This window comes from Polaribacter sp. (genome assembly GCF_024639685.1).
Lineage (GTDB): Bacteria > Bacteroidota > Bacteroidia > Flavobacteriales > Flavobacteriaceae > Polaribacter.
The window spans coordinates 281,141-298,493 of record NZ_JAHEHX010000021.1 but is presented as its reverse complement, the minus strand read 5'-3'; the positions used below and the strand labels follow the sequence as shown (position 1 = coordinate 298,493).

The following is a 17,353-nucleotide window of genomic DNA, read 5'->3' as shown; positions in this document are numbered from 1 at the left end:
ATGACTATAAATTGCAAAGGAAATTTAACAGATTTAAGCACACCTAAAGTAATGGGTGTTTTAAATATTACTCCAGATTCTTTTTTTGACGGAGGAAAGTACAAAAACGAGACAGCAATTTTAAGGCAGGTAGAAAAAATGCTAGTAGAAGGAGCTACTTTTATTGATGTAGGCGCTTATTCATCTAGGCCAGGAGCAGATCATGTGTCTGAAGAAGAAGAGCTAAGTAGAATTATGCCTGTGATGGGTTTGTTATTAAAAGAATTTCCTCAAATTATTATCTCTGTAGATACGTTTAGAAGTAGAATAGCAAAAGAAGGTATACAGCATGGAGCTGCTATAATTAACGATATTTCTGGAGGCAATATGGATGCAAATATGTTTAACACGGTTTCAGAATTACAAGTTCCTTACATTTTAATGCACATGTTAGGAACTCCACAAAATATGCAACAAAATCCTGTTTATGAAGATGTGACTAAAGAAATCATTTCTTTTTTTGCTGCGAAAATATTCAAGTTACATCAACTAAAAGTAAATGATGTGTTAATAGATGTTGGATTTGGATTTGGTAAAACAATAGCGCATAATTTCGAAATTTTAAAGAACTTAGAACTTTTTAAAAGTTTAGATGCTCCAATTTTAGCAGGAGTTTCAAGAAAATCGATGTTGTACAAAACGTTAGATATTTCCGCTCAAGAAGCCTTGAATGCAACAACTTCTGCAAATACAATTGCATTATTAAATGGTGCAAATATTTTACGAGTGCATGATGTAAAAGAAGCTGTAGAAGCTGTTAAGATTGTTGAACAGGTAATTGGCTAATATTAGAACTTCACTGAATAAGTATGTTTAGCCTTATTGAACGATTTGTCTGAGCTCTTTTGAGGAACGAAAAAAGCGAGAAGTGAAAGCAGGAAATAGCTCTAAAAAATTAGCCAAAAGACATTTGTAAATAAGTTTTTGATCACAAATTTTCTATGTATTTTTGTAAACTATGCAAGAAACAAAAAAACATCAATTAACAGATTGGTTACCAACCACAAACAGGGAAGTTAAAATTCGTGGATGGGAGCAATTAGATGTTATTTTATTCAGTGGAGATGCCTATGTAGATCATCCCTCTTTTGGTCCTGCAGTTATTGGACGTATTTTAGAAAGTTATGGTTTACGAGTAGCTATTGTTCCACAACCCAATGTGAATGATAATTTACAAGATTTCGAAAAACTTGGAAAGCCAAGATTATTTTTTGGATGTACAGGGGGTTGTATGGATCCAATGGTTTCTAACTACACAGCAAGTAAAAAAAGAAGAGATAAAGACGCATATACTCCAAATGGTGATAAAGGGTTCAGACCAGATTATGCAACTTCTGTTTATTCCAACATATTAAAAGATAAATTCCCAGACGTACCCTTATTAATTGGAGGTATAGAAGCCTCTTTAAGACGAGTAACTCATTATGATTACTGGTCAGACGAGTTAATGCCTACTATTTTAGAGACCTCTAAAGCAGATATGTTAGTTTATGGAATGGGTGAGCAACCTTTACGAGAAATTGTAACTTTATTACAAAAAGGAGTGCCATTTTCTAGTTTAAAGAATATAAAACAAACAGCAGTTTTAGTAGATCAGAAAGCAGAAAAATTACCTGTAATTAATGATTGCGAAGATATAACAATCAATTCTCATGAGGCTTGTTTAAAAGATAAAAAGACCTTTGCTTCTAATTTTAAAGTGATAGAACAAGAGTCAAATAAATTAAAAGCAAGAAGAATTTTACAAGATGTAAAAGGAAGAACATTGTTGATAAATCCGCCTTTTCCTACAATGACAGAAAAGGAAATAGATGGTTCTTTTGATTTGCCTTATACAAGATTACCACATCCTAAATATGACAAACGTGGTCCAATACCAGCTTTTGAAATGATTAAATTTTCGATTAACATCCATAGAGGTTGTTTTGGTGGTTGTAGCTTTTGTACAATTTCTGCGCATCAAGGAAAGTTTATTGCTAGTAGAAGCCAAGAATCTGTTTTAAAAGAAGTAGATAAGGTTGCAAATATGCCAGACTTTAAAGGTTATTTGTCAGACATTGGAGGCCCTTCTGCAAATATGTATCAAATGAAAGGTAAAGTTCAATCTATTTGCGATAAATGTGTTGCACCTAGTTGTATATCGCCTGTTATTTGTTCTAATTTAGATACTTCTCATAAGCCATTAACCGATTTATACCAAGCAGTAGACAAGCACTCAAAAGTAAAAAAATCTTTTATAGGTAGTGGAATTCGACACGATATGTTAGTGCCAGAATTTAACAAAAATGCAGATCCAAAAGAGTTAGATACTTATACAGAGGAGGTAATGACAAAGCATGTCTCTGGACGTTTAAAAGTAGCTCCAGAACATACCTCAGACCCTGTTTTAAAGTTGATGCGTAAACCATCTTTTACTTATTTCCATAAGTTTAAAGAACGTTTTGATAAAATCAACATCAAGAGAAAATTAAACCTACAATTAATTCCCTACTTTATATCTAGTCACCCAGCAAGCGAAGTAGAAGATATGGCAAATTTAGCTGCCGAAACTAAAGATATGGGTTTTCAGTTAGAGCAAGTTCAGGGGTTTACACCTACTCCAATGACAGTAGCAACTGTAATTTATTATTCGGGTTATCATCCGTATACATTAAAGCCAACAAGAACACCTAAAACAAAAAAGGAAAAAGAAGACCAGCATAAATTTTTCTTTTGGTACAAAAAAGAAAATAAAGATTGGATTAAAAAGACACTTAATAAAGTTGGTAGACAAGATTTATTGAATGTATTGTTGCCTGAAAACAAGTCTTGGCAAAAAAATAAAAAGGCAAAAGCAGCTAAAAATACTTTTGATGACGCTGTACCTTTTAACAGAAGAAAAAAGAAAGTAACCCGTACTTCTTCAAAAAAAAGAAGGAGATAGTATTTTAAAAATTTTATTGGTTTAAAAAAAAGCGAATGATATTAGAAATACTATGATAACTCCAATGGAAGCAATAAAGCTAAAACTTGCATTTAATAATAAAAACTTGAGGAACGTTTTAAAATATCCTTGCTCATAAAATTTTTTCATTGCTAGATACAAATAGACTAAGAATAATGCTAAAAATATCCAAAGTAGAGGAGAAAGTTTTAGTATCATAAAAATAAAGTAAAAGGCAAATAACATAAAAAACACAGTTTGTACGTGAAATACAAAGATGAGGTGATCTACATAGGTATATTTTCTTCTAATGTAATAAAGCTTTAAGAATAGTGTAAAAATGGGTAGGAATATAAATAAAGCAATTGACCCATAAGATAAGATTTGGTTAAAAAATTGAGCTCTCGTTTCTTTGTTTTCTGAAAAAGCATTTATGCTTTCTGCTCTTGTAAATAAAAATCGATTGGTAAAGTTCTTTTGATATCCTAAAGTATCTAGTGCTTTGTTAATGTTAGCCTCTGGATTTTTTTTAACATACTCCATGAAGATCTCTAGTTTAGTGCCTAAGTCAGTATCTATAGTACGCTTTTTATTTTTAACCTCTTTTTTTATACTGTCTAAATCAGTGTCTTTTTTTACTTCATTTTCTATTTCGATTAGAATATTTTCTCGCATCTTTTCTGGAATAGGAATCATGAAATTTTTCATTTCAGTATTCACTTCAGTTTTTATAGAGTCGATTTCTTTTTGTGTAAGTTCTTTAGCCTTGTTTTTTTTCTTTGGTATTTTTTTAATAGCAATTTCTTCTGTTTCATTGCTAGCTAAAGCTTCATATTTTTGAACTGTTTTGTATAAACCTATGAGTAAGAAAAAAACGATAGAAACAGTTAAATAGAATCGAAATGGATTTGAGTAACGTTGCCTTTTACCTTGAATATATTCTTTAGAAACTTGTCCGGGTTTAATAAGAAGAGAAATAAGAGTATTCCAGAATTTAGCTTCAAGGTTAAAGAGTCCGTTAAAAATGTCTTTTACGAAGATTAAAAAAGTGATTTTGTTACCCTTGTTAGCTTGTCCGCATTCAGGACAAAAGTTTTCGCTACCATAAAACGGGTATCCACAATTTAAACATGCAGCATCTTTAATCTTACTTACTTTATTTTTTTCTTTTGTTAGTTTGATGAGAGTGGCGTTATTAGTTGAAATGTTGGTATTAATACTTTAAATTCTTCTAAGGTATTGGTGTTTTGCATGGTGAAATAACCGGTCATTGCACCAATAGTAGATATCAGAAAACAACCAGAGCTGTAGGCGTAATGTTCTTTGGGTTGTAAGACAGGTGTTTGACCAACAACACCTTTACCGGCTACAATTTCTATCTTATTTAAAGAATCGTATATTTTCCAAAAACGAGACGTAAGCTCAACTGTCTCTGAAGAATTATTTTCAATCGTTATGTGATATGCAAAAACATAATAAAGCTTAGTATCTCTATAGCTTACTCCGTTAAACTTTGTTTTAACAGATATTTTAATTCCTTTTGTTACTTGCTGAACCATACGTAGTAAAAGTAGTTTTTTTTATAAATGAACACAAGTGTATTGTAGGTTTATCTATTTTGGTTAAAATTATAGGTGCCAACACCAATAACTCTATCGTATAAACTTCCAAAAGGTCTAAAATATACAATTACTGCATATTGATTTTCAGTCTGGAAAAATGTCCCGTTTATTTCATTAATGTCTACTTGATTGTATTGGTTTACTGTTGCATAAGTATAGTTGTAAAAACCTTGTTTTAGTAAAAAATTACCTGTGTATGATTTTGTTTTATAGTCATAAAAAAGTTCGGTTTCTTTTTCGATTTCAAAATTATTAAAAGCGCCATAAACGTGTATTTTCTTATTAGGAAAAGTACTTTCTGTTTGAAGTGTAAAATGCATGCGTACATAATCTGCTTCTGTTTTTGCATCATTTTCTTCTAAACTTCTAAAAACAAATTGTCCGTTAATGTCTGGGTTATAGCTATATGTTAAGTTTGTTTTATATTGGTAGGGGTATACATAATGATTAAAAGTAGTCCCTTTCTCTACTTTTGTAATATTAATACTTTTATTTCTTAATAGTTTACTGTCAAAATTTAAGTATTCATTTCCGCCCCAAAAGTTTGTTTTGTTGGTGTAGGTGTATTTTAGCTGTTTTGGTTTAAAGAACGTTGGTTGTAAGTTGTTAATGGTTTCGTTCCAATTGTCATTTTTAATCAAGGTAACATTCACTTCTTGTAGAGGGTTGTTAATTCTCAGACCTGGGTAGTTTATACTAAACTCTAATGTTTGTTGTGTATTTAAATTTTTAGTATCTCTGCTTCTACTAACTTGTAATCCTATGGTTGCCAAATTTTCGCACAATACAAATCGTCTTGAAAAAAGTACAGTGTCGTAGTCGTCTAATACAGATACTAAGTAGTTACCACTTTTTGTTATTACTGTATTTCTATTTGGAAATTGAACTTCGTAATGCGTATAACTTTGAAGAGTATTAAAAGAATTTGTTACATTAATTATACTGTTCTCGTTAAAGCCGTTAATAAATTGACTAGATAGAAGTCTGCTTTTCTTCCAATCATGGTTCATGTGCTCAATCTTATAGCGATAATCTTTTCCATCGGCCTCTAAATCGTCAAAAGATAATTCTAAAACTGTACCTAAAGGTACTATTGTAGTGTAGGTGTTTTTTGCTAGTGGTCTTAAAAGAATTGATTTTATTTCTTGACTATAAAGAATGCAACTGAAAAATGCAAAATACAAAGAAATTAAGGATTTAATCATAGTTACAAAAATATTAAAACATTCCTAAAAGTACTCAAAGTGTTAGTTAAAAAAAACATTACAATAAAATTATTTAGAATAAATATAAATAAGTAATTTAACCTGTTTTTTATGTTTAAAATAATTCGTAAAAGCCGTAAATTTGCATGATTTTTTTAGTTAACTAAAATTCCAGATTTACTATGTCAAAAGACATTCGTATTAAAAAAGGCTTAGATATTAAGCTTATTGGTGTTGCAGAAAAAACCACTACAAATAGTTCTTTAAGTAGTGTTTACTCAGTGCAACCAGAAGATTTCCATGGAATTACACCAAAACTTGTTGCCAAAGAGGGTGCAGAGGTAAAAGCAGGAGATACACTTTTTTATGAAAAAAGTGACGAACGCATTTTATTTTCTAGTCCTGTTTCTGGTAAAGTAACTGATGTAATTCGTGGGGCAAGAAGAAGAGTAATGGCTGTAAAGATAGCGGCTGATACAACACAAATCCATAAAGATTTCGGCATAAAGGATGCTAGTAAAATGTCTGCAGAAGAAGTAAAGAATCATTTATTTTCTTCAGGTTGCTGGCCTTTTATTAAACAACGTCCTTACGATGTTGTTGCAAATCCTGACCAAGCTCCAAAAGCAATTTTTATTTCAGCATACGCAACAGCGCCTTTAGCTGCAGATTTAGAATATACATTAGCAGGTAAAGACGCAGAGTTACAGACTGCAATTACTGCAATTTCTAAATTAACAGAAGGAAAGGTACATGTTTCTGTAGGTGCTAACTCTATGTTTGAAAACTTATCTGGTTTAGAGATTCACAAGGTTTCTGGTCCTCATCCGTCAGGAAATGTAGGAACTCAAATTGCAGCGATAGACCCTATTAATAAAGGTGAAGTTGTATGGGTGGTAACTCCACAAGACTTAGTTGTTATTGGAGAGTTGTTATTAACTGGTAAATTGAATTTACAAAGAACTATTGCGTTAACAGGTTCTCAGTTCGAGAAACCTCAATATATTACAGCAATTGCTGGTGCATCTATTTCAGATGTAACTGCTAATAATTTAAATAATGATAATACAAGAGTTATTAGCGGAAATGTGCTTTCTGGAAAGCAATTAGAAATTGATGGGTTCTTAGGTTATTATGATAATCAAATTACGGCAATACCAGAAGGAGATGATTATGAATTTTTTGGTTGGAATAAACCAGTATTCGATAAAATTTCTCCATCAAGAGCTTTAACTTTTTCTTGGTTAACGCCAAATAAAAAGTACGATTTAAATACGAATACAAACGGAGAACATAGGGCATTTGTTGTTACAGGTTCTTACGAAAATGTATTTCCTCTAGATATTTATCCAATGCAATTGTTAAAAGCATTTATGATCCAAGATCTAGATGAAATGGAAGCTTTAGGGGGTTACGAAGTAGCGCCAGAAGACTTTGCTTTAACAGAATTTATTTGTGTGTCTAAACAGCCACATCAAAAAATAATTCGTGAAGGGTTAGATTTAATGAGACAAGAATTAGGATAAGATTATGAGCTTAAAAGAAAATTTACATAATTTAAAAGAAAAGTATAGAGGAACCAAAATGGCGCCCGCATTTAATGCAATCCATACGTTTTTATATTTACCAAATGAGGTTACTCATGGAGGAACTCATATTAAAGCAGCAGATGATTTAAAGCGTACAATGAATATTGTAATTATGGCTTTAATTCCATGTTTGTTATTTGGAATGTTTAACGCAGGTTACCAGCATTATGCAGCTATAGACGGTTCTTTAAGAGATAACGTAATAGCTAACTTTTTTACTTGGGATAATTTATGGATTGGTATTATTAAAGTATTACCATTAGTAATTGTTTCTTATGGAGTTGGTTTAATTGTAGAATTTATTTTTGCAGTTATTAAAGGACATGAAGTAGAGGAAGGGTACTTAGTTACAGGTATGTTAGTGCCATTAATTGTACCAATTGATACTCCACTTTGGATGTTAGCTGTTGCAGTTGTATTTGGTGTAGTCATTGGTAAAGAAGTTTTTGGAGGTACAGGTATGAATATATTAAACCCTGCATTAACAATTAGAGCATTCTTATTCTTTGCATATCCAACTTGGATGTCTGGAGATAAAGTCTGGGTTTACGATGCTGTAAACAGAACAGGCACAGCAGATGCTATTTCTGGAGAAACTATTTTGGGTAGTTACGCACAAAATCAAGAAGTAATTTATTCAAATTGGGATAAGTTCTTTGGTTTTATTCCAGGTTCAGTCGGTGAGACTTCTACATTTTTAATATTATTAGGTGCAGCTTTTCTAATCTTTACTAAGATTGGAAGTTGGAGAATTATTGTATCCACTTTTATAGGTGCTTCTGTAATGGGCTTAATTTTTAATGGAATTGTAAATGCTGATATTATTACAGATTCTAGCAAATTTTATGGCTTAATGAGCACAAATTGGTGGGAGCATTTAATGATTGGTGGTTTGGCATTTGGAGCTGTTTACATGGCTACAGATCCTGTAACAGGTTCGCAAACCAATAAGGGAAAATGGATTTATGGATTCTTAATTGGGTTTATATCTATTATGATACGTGTATTTAACCCTGCATATCCAGAAGGAGTTTTCTTAGCCATTCTATTAATGAATGTATTTGCACCAACAATAGATCATTACGTTGTACAAGGAAACGTAAAAAAGAGATTAAAACGTGTTACCGTTAAAACTGCCTAGTTATGAGTAAGAAAACAGATAGTAATGGATATACAATGATTTTCGCCGTTGTTATGGTGTTAGTCGTTGGTTCTTTATTGGCTTTTATGGCTTCGTCTTTAAAGCCAAATATTAAAGAAAATCAAAGAATAGAAAAGCAACAGAACATTCTTTATGCCATGGGTGTAAACGAGAATGATGAATCTAGTGCAACTTTTGTTTCTACTTCTGTAGCAGGAGAAGAATTCAAAAAATACATTAAAAAGCAATTGGTAATTGAAGGAGATCAAATTACTGAAAGTGAAGATGCTTATTTAATTGATATAAAAAAGCAGCAAGCCAATGCTAAAAATGGCAAAACAAGAAAGTTGCCTTTGTTTGTTGGTGAAAAAGATGGTAAAACATTTTATGTAGCACCTATTTATGGTAAAGGTTTATGGGACGCTATTTGGGGTTATGTTTCTATGGATGAGAATATGGTTGTACAAGGAGCATATTTTGATCATAAAGGAGAAACTCCAGGTTTAGGAGCTAACATAAAGCAACGTTACTTTATGGATGATTTTAATGGAGAGCATTTATTAACTGAATCAGGAGATTTTAAGGGAATAACTGTTGCAAAAGGTAATAACGATCCAAAAAACGACGATAAAACAGATTACGAGGTAGATGCAATTGCTGGTGCAACCATTACAGGAGACGGTGTTTCTGCAATGATTAAGTCAGACTTATCATTATACGTACCTTATTTTAAATCATTAAAACCATAATTTATGGCACTTATATCAAAAAAAGACGCAGCCTTAATAAAAGATCCTTTCTTAGATAACAATCCAATTACTATACAAGTATTAGGAATTTGTTCTGCATTAGCAATTACAGCTGAGCTTAAAGCTTCTATTGTAATGTCTGTTTCAGTATTATTTGTTTTAGGATTAGGGAATGTTGTGATTTCATTGATGAGAAACATTATTCCATCAAAAATTAGAATTATTGTACAGTTAATCGTAGTTGCAACATTGGTAATTATTGTTGATTTGGTTCTTAAAGCTTTTGCTTACGAACTGAGTAAAACACTATCAGTATTTGTTGGTTTAATTATTACAAATTGTATAATTATGGGTCGTTTTGAGGCATTTGCTTTAGGTAATGGTCCTTGGAGGTCTTTCTTAGACGGTATTGGGAATGCTGTAGGTTATGCAGTAATTTTGATTGCTGTAGGTTTCTTTAGAGAGTTATTAGGTTCTGGAACTTTATTAGGTTTTAAAGTGTTAGGAGATCCAATAGAAAAAACAGGTTTATACGCAATTGGTTATGAAAATAATGGATTTATGTTATTATCACCAATGGCCTTAATAGTTGTTGGAATCATTATTTGGATTCAAAGAACTAAGAATACATCATTAATCGAAGAAAATTAGACATTAAGCATTTTCTGAGCTAGTTTCAGAATTAAAAATAAAAATATGGAACATATAGAATTATTTTTCAAATCGATTTTTATAGATAACATGGTTTTTGCAACATTCTTAGGGATGTGTTCTTACCTAGCCGTATCTAAAAAAGTATCTACTGCTGTAGGTTTAGGTGCTGCTGTTATTTTTGTACTGGCAGTTACTGTTCCTTTAAACTGGTTGTTAGATCAATATATTTTACAAGAAGGAGCACTTTCTTGGTTGGGTGAAGACTATGCTCAATACGATTTAAGTTTTTTGTCATTTATCATGTTTATTGCAACTATTGCAACAATGGTACAGTTGGTAGAAATTATTGTCGAGAAATTTTCTCCATCACTATATAATTCTTTGGGTATATTTTTACCTTTAATTGCTGTAAACTGTGCAATTCTTGGAGGAAGTTTATTTATGCAATCTAGAGAAATACCATCTTTAGGATTAGCATTAACATATGGAGTTGGTTCAGGAATTGGATGGTTTTTAGCCATTTTAGCTATTGCTGCAATTCGTGAAAAAATTAGATATTCGAGTGTTCCACCAGCTTTAAGAGGTTTGGGAATTACTTTTATTATTACTGGTTTAATGGCCATTGGTTTTATGAGCTTTGGAGGTATGTTAACTGGAGGTGATGAAAAGAAAGAAGAGCCAAAAACAGAGGAAGCTAAAGTAGAGGTTCAAAAAGAATTGAATAAAGAAGAGGATGCTAAAATAGTAGCAGAAAACACAAACTTAAATAACAATTAGAATGATATTAGCAGCAGGTACAACAGGTACAGTTATTGCAACAGTAGCAGCTTTTTTACTAATTACTTTAATATTAGTTGCTTTATTGTTGTTTGTGAAGCAGAAGTTATCGCCTTCTGGTCCAGTAACTATTACCATTAATGGAGAAAAGAAAATTGAAGTTGGTTCAGGTAGTACACTACTTACAACTTTAGGTAATGAAAAAATATTTTTACCATCAGCTTGTGGTGGTGGAGGTTCTTGTGTACAATGTGAGTGTCACGTTTTAGAGGGTGGAGGAGAAGCTTTACCAACTGAAGTACCACATTTCACAAAGAAAGAATTAAAGTCTGGTATTCGTTTAGCTTGTCAAGTTAAAGTGAAACAAGACATGAACATTACGATTCCAGAAGAAGTATTTGGAATTAAAAAGTGGGATGCTGTTGTTGTAAGAAACTATAACGTAGCTTCATTTATTAAGGAATTTGTAGTAGAAATTCCTGAAGATATGGGGTATAAGGCAGGTGGTTATATTCAAATCGAAATACCTCCATGTGAAGTTAAGTTTTCTGATATGGATATTACTGCGCACCCAGAGGAGCACGATACTCCAGACAAGTTTCAGGCTGAATGGGATAAGTTTAAGCTTTGGCCTTTAGTAATGAAAAATACGGATACTGTAGAAAGAGCTTATTCAATGGCTTCTTACCCTGCAGAGGGTAGAGAAATTATGTTAAACGTACGTATAGCAACTCCTCCTTTTGACAGAGCAAAAGGCGATTGGATGGATGTTAATCCAGGTGTTGCTTCATCGTATATCTTTAACTTAAAGAAAGGTGATAAGTGTGTGATTTCTGGTCCTTATGGAGAATTTTTTATCAATGAATCTGATTCAGAAATGTTATATGTTGGTGGAGGTGCAGGAATGGCTCCAATGCGTTCTCATTTATATCACCTATTCAAAACCCTAAAAACGGGTAGAAAAGTTACGTATTGGTATGGAGGTCGTTCTAAGAGAGAATTATTCTATCTAGATCATTTTAAAGAATTAGAAAGAGATTTTCCAAACTTTAAATTTTACTTAGCTTTATCTGAACCAATGGAAGAGGATAATTGGAAAGTAAAAGAGAATATAGATGCCGAAGGTGATGGGTTTGTTGGTTTTATACACAATTGTGTAATTGATAATTACTTAAGCCATCATGAGTCTCCAGAAGATATAGAATTATATTTCTGTGGACCACCGTTAATGAACAAAGCTGTTCAGAAAATGGGTGAAGACTTTGGTATTCCAGATGAACACATCAGATTTGATGACTTTGGAGGATAGTCATTCAAAATTATAGAAACAAAAAAACCAACGATAATAACGTTGGTTTTTTTGTTTCTTATAATTATTTATTAAGCTATTGCCTTTTCTCTTAAAAATGTTTCTAGATGGTATACAGGTTCTCCATTTTCTTGCTTAAATAATTTAGAAAGGTTCATTATATTTTCTATATTATCTAATTCGCATAAGAGATTTACAACTGCAGAAAGTCCATTAAAAAGTATATCATTAGCTGTAGGGTTATCTGGCTTTATATTATAATGACATAAAGGCGTTTTAAAACCACAAGCTTCTAAAAACACTTTCTCTATTTTCAAAATTTCTATGGGTGTGTAACCATTAAATTTTCTGCCTAAGTTCTGATGAACTCTACCAACATAACTTAGTTCTAAAGATCCGTGATCATTAGATAAGTGTTTCCAACTATCATGATTATCTAGTATGTTGCCTACTGCACATGCTGCACAATCTTCTGGATTTAAAGTATTATTATGGTAAGCATTGTATAATTTAACTAAGGCTTTTTCTAATCTTTTCGGAGTCTTCATAAGAAATAGTTTTACTATCTAAAGATATAGAATTTTCAAAATAATTTCAAATCCCTATTGTTAAATAATCTATCTAAAATAACTTCTTGTAATTTTTTCTATACTTTATAAATTGTATTTTTGGTTTATGAATATGCCTTATGAAAAGTATTGATGCTATTTTATTACATAAAAATTATGTAAAAGTTAAACTTCATAAAATTGCTACAAATCATTTAGAGTTAAAGGCAAATATTAATGGAGTTCCAGGAAAGTTCATTTTAGATACAGGAGCTTCTAATTCTTGTGTAGGTTTAGATTTAATATCTTTTTTTAAGCTTACTGCAGAGGATTGTAAAACAAAAGCTTCTGGAGCAGGAGCAACAGGTATGGAAACAAAGTTATCTAAAAAGAATAGCCTTACTATTGGGAACTGGCATACCAATAAATTTCATTTGGTATTATTCAATCTAGCACATGTAAATTCAGCGTTACAAGAACATAATGCAGATAAAGTACATGGAATTATTGGAGCAGATGTTCTAGAAAAAGGAAAAGCTTTTATTGATTATAAGAGTAAAGTACTATATTTAAAAAAGAAGAGAAATAAAAAACAATTAAGATGAGTTTACAAAAACAGGTAATGACCAAAATGAAAGAGGCAATGAAAGCAAAAGATACTGTTGCCTTACAAGCTTTAAGAGCTGTGAAATCTGCTTTTTTATTAGCTAAAACTGAGTCTGGAGCTCAAGAAGAAATTTCAGAAGAACAAGAATTAAAAATTATTCAGAAGCAAGTAAAACAGCGAAAAGATAGTGCAGCTATTTTCTTAAAGCAAGGAAGAGAAGATTTAGCAGCACCTGAATTGGCAGAGATTGCAGTCTTAGAGCAGTTTTTACCAGAGGCACTATCTGAAGAGGAAATTGAAAAAGTTGTATTGACAACCATAACAGAATTAAATGCAGCAGGAATGAAAGATATGGGTAAAGTAATGGGTGTTGTTTCTAAAAAACTTTCTGGACAAGCAGATGGAAAAACTATTTCGATATTAGTCAAGAAAAATTTAGGATAATAGTATCTTAATTGCCAACTTATAAATAATTACAAAAGGCTCCATAGTTCAACTGAATAGAATATCAGATTTCGGCTCTGAGGGTTGCAGGTTTGAATCCTGCTGGAGTCACAATAAGAAGAGTTAGAAAATATAAAAGTTAAACTTGTTTAATGTATTAAAGTTTCTAACTCTTTTTTCAAAACGGAGTTTTGTTAGGATCATCTTTGATAATCCTGCTGGAGTCACAAAAAAACTCAAAGTAAATTTTACTTTGAGTTTTTTACGAATATTCAGAAGTCAGTTCATCTACAATTAAACCATCTTCTAAGGTTTGAATAACGCCTAAAGCTGCTCTTTCTCCAGCAATCATTGCTGCATTTAAAGAACCGTTTAATAATTGATCTCCAGCTAAAAATAAGGTAGATTTTAGCTTAGTTTCTGTACTAGAAATTTCATATTGTAAATTTGTAAGGTTAGGTAACGCTTTCTTTATTTGAAATCTTTTTAAGAAATGAAGTCCTTCAATTTTACAATGCTCTTTCAATTCTTGCTGTACTTTGTTAATTAATTGAGCTTCATTTAATTGATGGTTATTCACGATATTAACAGATAATAATTCTTTATCACTTGTATTATTTGTATGAACACTGGTATGATAAAATATGTTGTTTACCAAAGAACTTTTATTAGCTATTAATCCAATTATTGGTTTTTGAATAACTCTTTTTTCTGTTTCAAAATATAAAGTATCACAACTTTTCCATTCTGTTTCTTGGTTTTTAAGATTAGAAACTAAAGTATTTGCCTCTGTTGCAATTATTGTAATGTGACTTTTTATTTCTGAATGATCTTGTAATAAAATAGTATTGTCTTTAACCTCTTTAACAGCACTGTTGAATAGAAAAGTAGTGTTGTTTAATTTGCTTTTAAGTTGATCTGATATTGCTTGAATCCCTTTTTTTGGTAATACAGCTAAACCATCACCAAACATTTTGTATACAAACTCAAACATTCTGCTAGAGGTATCCAAATTTGGTTCTAAAAATATTCCAGAGAAAAAAGGCTTAAAAAAATCGGTTATGATTGTTTCTGAAAAACCGAAATCTTGCAAGTATTGTAAGGTAGTTTTTTCTTCCTCTTTAAAAATAGCTGAAACTTCCTTTTTCTTTAAGATTGTGTTTAATTTTAATACTTTCAGCTTATCAGAAAAATTACCTATTGAAGATAATAAGGTTGGAAATAGTAATGTTAACTTTCTTAAAGGATCTCCAATGGTTTGCTGATTTCCATTTTTAAAAATGGTAGCTCCAGGTAAAAACTCTTGTAATTCTAATGCTTTATAATCTAAATATTTTTTTGCTGCAGGGTAAGAAGTAAGTAAAACTTGAAAACCATGATCTAGAGTGTATCCCTTATAACTATCAGATTTTACTCTACCACCAACTCTATCTGTAGCCTCTATAATTGTTGGATGATAGCCATAATTCTCTAAAATCTGAGCAGCGATTAAACCACTAACACCTGCACCAATTATATGTATCTTATATGCTGATTTTTCCATTTTTTTGCTGTTTTTCTTTCGAATCCTTTTTTAAATAAGCAGTTAAAATTCGTTGTACATCTCTATTGTCTCTTTTTGGTTGTAAAAAGAATTGATAATCTTCTGGTTGCTCTAACTGTTCTGCTTGAGTTTTATCTATATAGCCAAAACCCTTGTAAGTGCCTTCTAAAATTAGAGTAAAGCCAATTTCAGCATTATTTCTTCCAGTTTCTTTAATAACTAAATTTTTAGCCTTAAAACCTATAGAGGTTATTGCTTTATGTACTCTCTTATTATAAATCGCTATTTCTTCTTTTTGATTACATACCCCTTTGCAGTTTTGTAAATGATAGTTAAAACAATCTTTTACATTAGTTTGTAAATGACAATATTTTGGGCAAAGTTCATACTCGTTGCACAAACTCTCTAAGAATGCTCTGCATTCAGCTATTGAGTAAAAGGTTAGTATTGGGTTAGGAGTCAATTTTAGTTTATTAAAAGCCAAATGTAAAATTCCTTTTTGATCTTCATAAGAAAACAAGCCGTTCGCAGTATTGCTATTTTTTTGAGATTTATTAAACTTTGGAAACTTTGTTTTTATTTCTGATGATTCCAATAAAAGCGCAAGCAATTCACTACCAGTTTCAGTATAAGAAAGGTGTGCAGTTTCTTGGCACATTTCTCTTTCTTTCTTTTTTTTGTCGTAAAAATGGCTAATTACTCGTTGCTTTATATTATTAGCTTTACCAACATAAATAATTTCTTTAGCGCTATTTTTAAAATAATAAACTCCAAAAGTTTCTGGTAATTCATCTACTACTTTTTTATCTAATAAAGGAGGTAATGTTGCTTGACGTGAACGCGGATTTAAAAATGAATTAATAATAAAATGATCATCTCTTTCTAGTAATCGTTTAAACAATTCTGTGGTGGCTTCTGCATCTCCTTTTGCTCTATGTCTGCCATTAATTGGTATATTTTCACCAATACAAATATTACCTAAACTATAAGATTGCAATCCAGGAATTATTTTTCTTGATAAACGAACTGTACAGAGTTTTTTGCGTCTAAAATCGAAACCTAAACTCTTAAATTCATCTTTGATGATGTTGTAATCGAAGTTTACGTTATGTGCAACAAAAATAGTGTCTCTAGTAAGCTCTTCTACCTTTTTTGCAATTTCATGAAATTTAGGTGCATACCTAACCATAGCATTTGTAATCCCAGTTAAATTGGTAATAAATGGAGGTATATTTTGCTCAGGGTTTACAAGTGATGTAAACTCGTCTATGATTTTTTTACCATCAAAAACAATAATAGAAATCTCAGTAATTTTTTGACCTTTATTGCCGTTACCTGTGGTTTCTATGTCTACTACTGTATACAATTAGGTAATTATATTTTTTAAGTCTGCAATGGTTTCTGTAGGGTTTTCACTCTTAAAAACATAGCTACCTGCAACCAATACATTTGCGCCTGCTTCAATTAAAGCATTTGCATTTTTATCGGTAACTCCACCGTCAATTTCTATTTGGCAGTCAGCTTCTGTAAACTCAATTAAGTGTTTTAGTTGGTTAACTTTCTTATAGGTGTTTTCTATGAATGATTGCCCTCCAAAACCAGGATTAACACTCATTAAGCAAACCATATCTAAATCTGCTATAATATCTTCTAAAACTGCAATGGGCGTATGAGGATTTAAAGCAACACCTGCTTTCATGCCTGCAGCTTTTATAGCTTGTATTGTTCTGTGTAAGTGTGTACACGTCTCATAATGAACCGTTAAAATGTCTGCACCTAAATCTGCAAATGTTTGTATATATTGATCTGGATTTACAATCATTAAATGCACATCAATAGTTTTGGTTGCATGTTGTTTAATTGCTTTTAATACTGGCATTCCAAAAGAGATGTTTGGCACAAAAACGCCATCCATAATATCTATATGAAACCAATCTGCTTCACTATTATTTACCATTTCTATATCTCTTTGTAAGTTAGCAAAATCTGCTGCTAGTATTGAAGGTGCTATTAAGTTACTCATTATTTTAACATTGTTTTATGCAAAGATAATTAATTAGTTAATGAACTTAGTTTGAATTAAATTAAATTCTTTTTTAAGAAGTTTAGCCCTAATTGAAGTGGCATACTTTTTTAAAGATTAAAAAAAAAGATATAATACAAAGCAGGAAATAGCTTTAAATAAAAAAACTCTCAAAAATGA

General features: G+C 31.3%; 17 protein-coding genes, 1 tRNA gene and 1 pseudogene. 11 read left to right on the top strand and 8 right to left on the bottom strand.

What is annotated here, in order from left to right; translation table 11 throughout:
• Together folP and Q0L44_RS10955 are read left to right on the top strand one after the other, a co-directional pair.
• On the top strand, nt 1–825 hold the full coding sequence (gene folP / locus Q0L44_RS10960; RefSeq protein WP_296638455.1) for a dihydropteroate synthase: 825 nt from the start codon (nt 1–3) through the stop codon (nt 823–825).
• A gap of 172 nt (nt 826–997) precedes the next feature.
• Nucleotides 998–2,962 (top strand): YgiQ family radical SAM protein, encoded by a 1,965-nt coding sequence (locus tag Q0L44_RS10955; protein WP_296638452.1) that lies wholly within the window; start codon nt 998–1,000, stop codon nt 2,960–2,962.
• A 21-nt stretch (nt 2,963–2,983) separates the two neighbouring features.
• On the opposite strand, the gene Q0L44_RS10950 is transcribed toward Q0L44_RS10955, so the two are convergent.
• The 4 genes and pseudogenes from Q0L44_RS10950 to Q0L44_RS10940 all read right to left on the bottom strand — a co-directional run bounded on the left by Q0L44_RS10950 (nt 2,984) and on the right by Q0L44_RS10940 (nt 5,789).
• Nucleotides 2,984–3,670 (bottom strand): hypothetical protein, encoded by a 687-nt coding sequence (locus tag Q0L44_RS10950; RefSeq protein ID WP_296638449.1) that lies wholly within the window; start codon nt 3,668–3,670, stop codon nt 2,984–2,986.
• A 171-nt stretch (nt 3,671–3,841) separates the two neighbouring features.
• Nucleotides 3,842–3,988: pseudogene (locus Q0L44_RS11595) on the bottom strand (DUF3667 domain-containing protein); the annotation flags it as partial.
• Between the two features lie 146 nt (nt 3,989–4,134).
• Nucleotides 4,135–4,521, bottom strand: a complete 387-nt coding sequence (gene apaG, locus Q0L44_RS10945) for a Co2+/Mg2+ efflux protein ApaG (RefSeq protein ID WP_296638445.1) — start codon at nt 4,519–4,521, stop codon at nt 4,135–4,137.
• Between the two features lie 50 nt (nt 4,522–4,571).
• Entirely contained in the window at nt 4,572–5,789 is a 1,218-nt protein-coding gene (locus Q0L44_RS10940; protein WP_296638444.1) for a DUF5103 domain-containing protein, read from the bottom strand.
• Between the two features lie 182 nt (nt 5,790–5,971).
• Here Q0L44_RS10940 and Q0L44_RS10935 point away from each other — a divergent pair, with 182 nt between their 5' ends.
• From Q0L44_RS10935 to nqrF, 6 genes are read left to right on the top strand one after another with little or no spacing between them, the layout of a single operon-like run.
• On the top strand, nt 5,972–7,315 hold the full coding sequence (locus Q0L44_RS10935; RefSeq protein ID WP_296638441.1) for a Na(+)-translocating NADH-quinone reductase subunit A: 1,344 nt from the start codon (nt 5,972–5,974) through the stop codon (nt 7,313–7,315).
• 4 nt (nt 7,316–7,319) lie between these two features.
• The gene (locus Q0L44_RS10930) at nt 7,320–8,519 is read left to right on the top strand and encodes an NADH:ubiquinone reductase (Na(+)-transporting) subunit B (RefSeq protein WP_296638439.1); all 1,200 of its coding nucleotides are present in this window, start codon (nt 7,320–7,322) and stop codon (nt 8,517–8,519) included.
• 2 nt (nt 8,520–8,521) lie between these two features.
• Nucleotides 8,522–9,268: a Na(+)-translocating NADH-quinone reductase subunit C gene (locus Q0L44_RS10925; protein ID WP_296638436.1), complete on the top strand. Its 747-nt coding sequence runs from the start codon at nt 8,522–8,524 to the stop codon at nt 9,266–9,268.
• A gap of 3 nt (nt 9,269–9,271) precedes the next feature.
• Nucleotides 9,272–9,919, top strand: a complete 648-nt coding sequence (locus Q0L44_RS10920) for an NADH:ubiquinone reductase (Na(+)-transporting) subunit D (RefSeq protein WP_296638433.1) — start codon at nt 9,272–9,274, stop codon at nt 9,917–9,919.
• A gap of 45 nt (nt 9,920–9,964) precedes the next feature.
• Entirely contained in the window at nt 9,965–10,699 is a 735-nt protein-coding gene (gene nqrE / locus Q0L44_RS10915) for an NADH:ubiquinone reductase (Na(+)-transporting) subunit E (protein WP_296638432.1), read from the top strand.
• A gap of 1 nt (nt 10,700) precedes the next feature.
• Nucleotides 10,701–12,008, top strand: a complete 1,308-nt coding sequence (gene nqrF / locus Q0L44_RS10910) for an NADH:ubiquinone reductase (Na(+)-transporting) subunit F (RefSeq protein ID WP_296638429.1) — start codon at nt 10,701–10,703, stop codon at nt 12,006–12,008.
• Between the two features lie 71 nt (nt 12,009–12,079).
• On the opposite strand, the gene Q0L44_RS10905 is transcribed toward nqrF, so the two are convergent.
• Nucleotides 12,080–12,556, bottom strand: coding sequence for a Na(+)-translocating NADH-quinone reductase subunit F (locus Q0L44_RS10905; RefSeq protein ID WP_296638426.1), 477 nt, complete (start codon nt 12,554–12,556; stop codon nt 12,080–12,082).
• Nucleotides 12,557–12,696: 140 nt separating this feature from the next.
• Here Q0L44_RS10905 and Q0L44_RS10900 point away from each other — a divergent pair, with 140 nt between their 5' ends.
• The 3 genes from Q0L44_RS10900 to Q0L44_RS10890 all read left to right on the top strand — a co-directional run bounded on the left by Q0L44_RS10900 (nt 12,697) and on the right by Q0L44_RS10890 (nt 13,718).
• Entirely contained in the window at nt 12,697–13,161 is a 465-nt protein-coding gene (locus Q0L44_RS10900; protein ID WP_296638423.1) for a retropepsin-like aspartic protease, read from the top strand.
• Nucleotides 13,158–13,607 (top strand): GatB/YqeY domain-containing protein, encoded by a 450-nt coding sequence (locus Q0L44_RS10895; protein ID WP_296638422.1) that lies wholly within the window; start codon nt 13,158–13,160, stop codon nt 13,605–13,607. Before Q0L44_RS10900 ends, Q0L44_RS10895 begins: the two co-directional genes overlap by 4 nt.
• A gap of 37 nt (nt 13,608–13,644) precedes the next feature.
• Nucleotides 13,645–13,718, top strand: a tRNA-Arg gene (locus tag Q0L44_RS10890).
• Nucleotides 13,719–13,869: 151 nt separating this feature from the next.
• On the opposite strand, the gene Q0L44_RS10885 is transcribed toward Q0L44_RS10890, so the two are convergent.
• From Q0L44_RS10885 to rpe, 3 genes are read right to left on the bottom strand one after another with little or no spacing between them, the layout of a single operon-like run.
• Nucleotides 13,870–15,150 carry an FAD-dependent oxidoreductase gene (locus Q0L44_RS10885; RefSeq protein ID WP_296638420.1) on the bottom strand — a complete coding sequence of 427 codons (1,281 nt, stop codon included), beginning with the start codon at nt 15,148–15,150 and terminating at the stop codon, nt 13,870–13,872.
• Nucleotides 15,131–16,516 carry an exonuclease domain-containing protein gene (locus Q0L44_RS10880; RefSeq protein WP_296638419.1) on the bottom strand — a complete coding sequence of 462 codons (1,386 nt, stop codon included), beginning with the start codon at nt 16,514–16,516 and terminating at the stop codon, nt 15,131–15,133. The genes Q0L44_RS10885 and Q0L44_RS10880 overlap by 20 nt, the downstream gene beginning before the upstream one ends.
• Nucleotides 16,517–17,173, bottom strand: coding sequence for a ribulose-phosphate 3-epimerase (gene rpe, locus Q0L44_RS10875; protein ID WP_296638417.1), 657 nt, complete (start codon nt 17,171–17,173; stop codon nt 16,517–16,519).
• Nucleotides 17,174–17,353 lie beyond the last annotated feature (180 nt).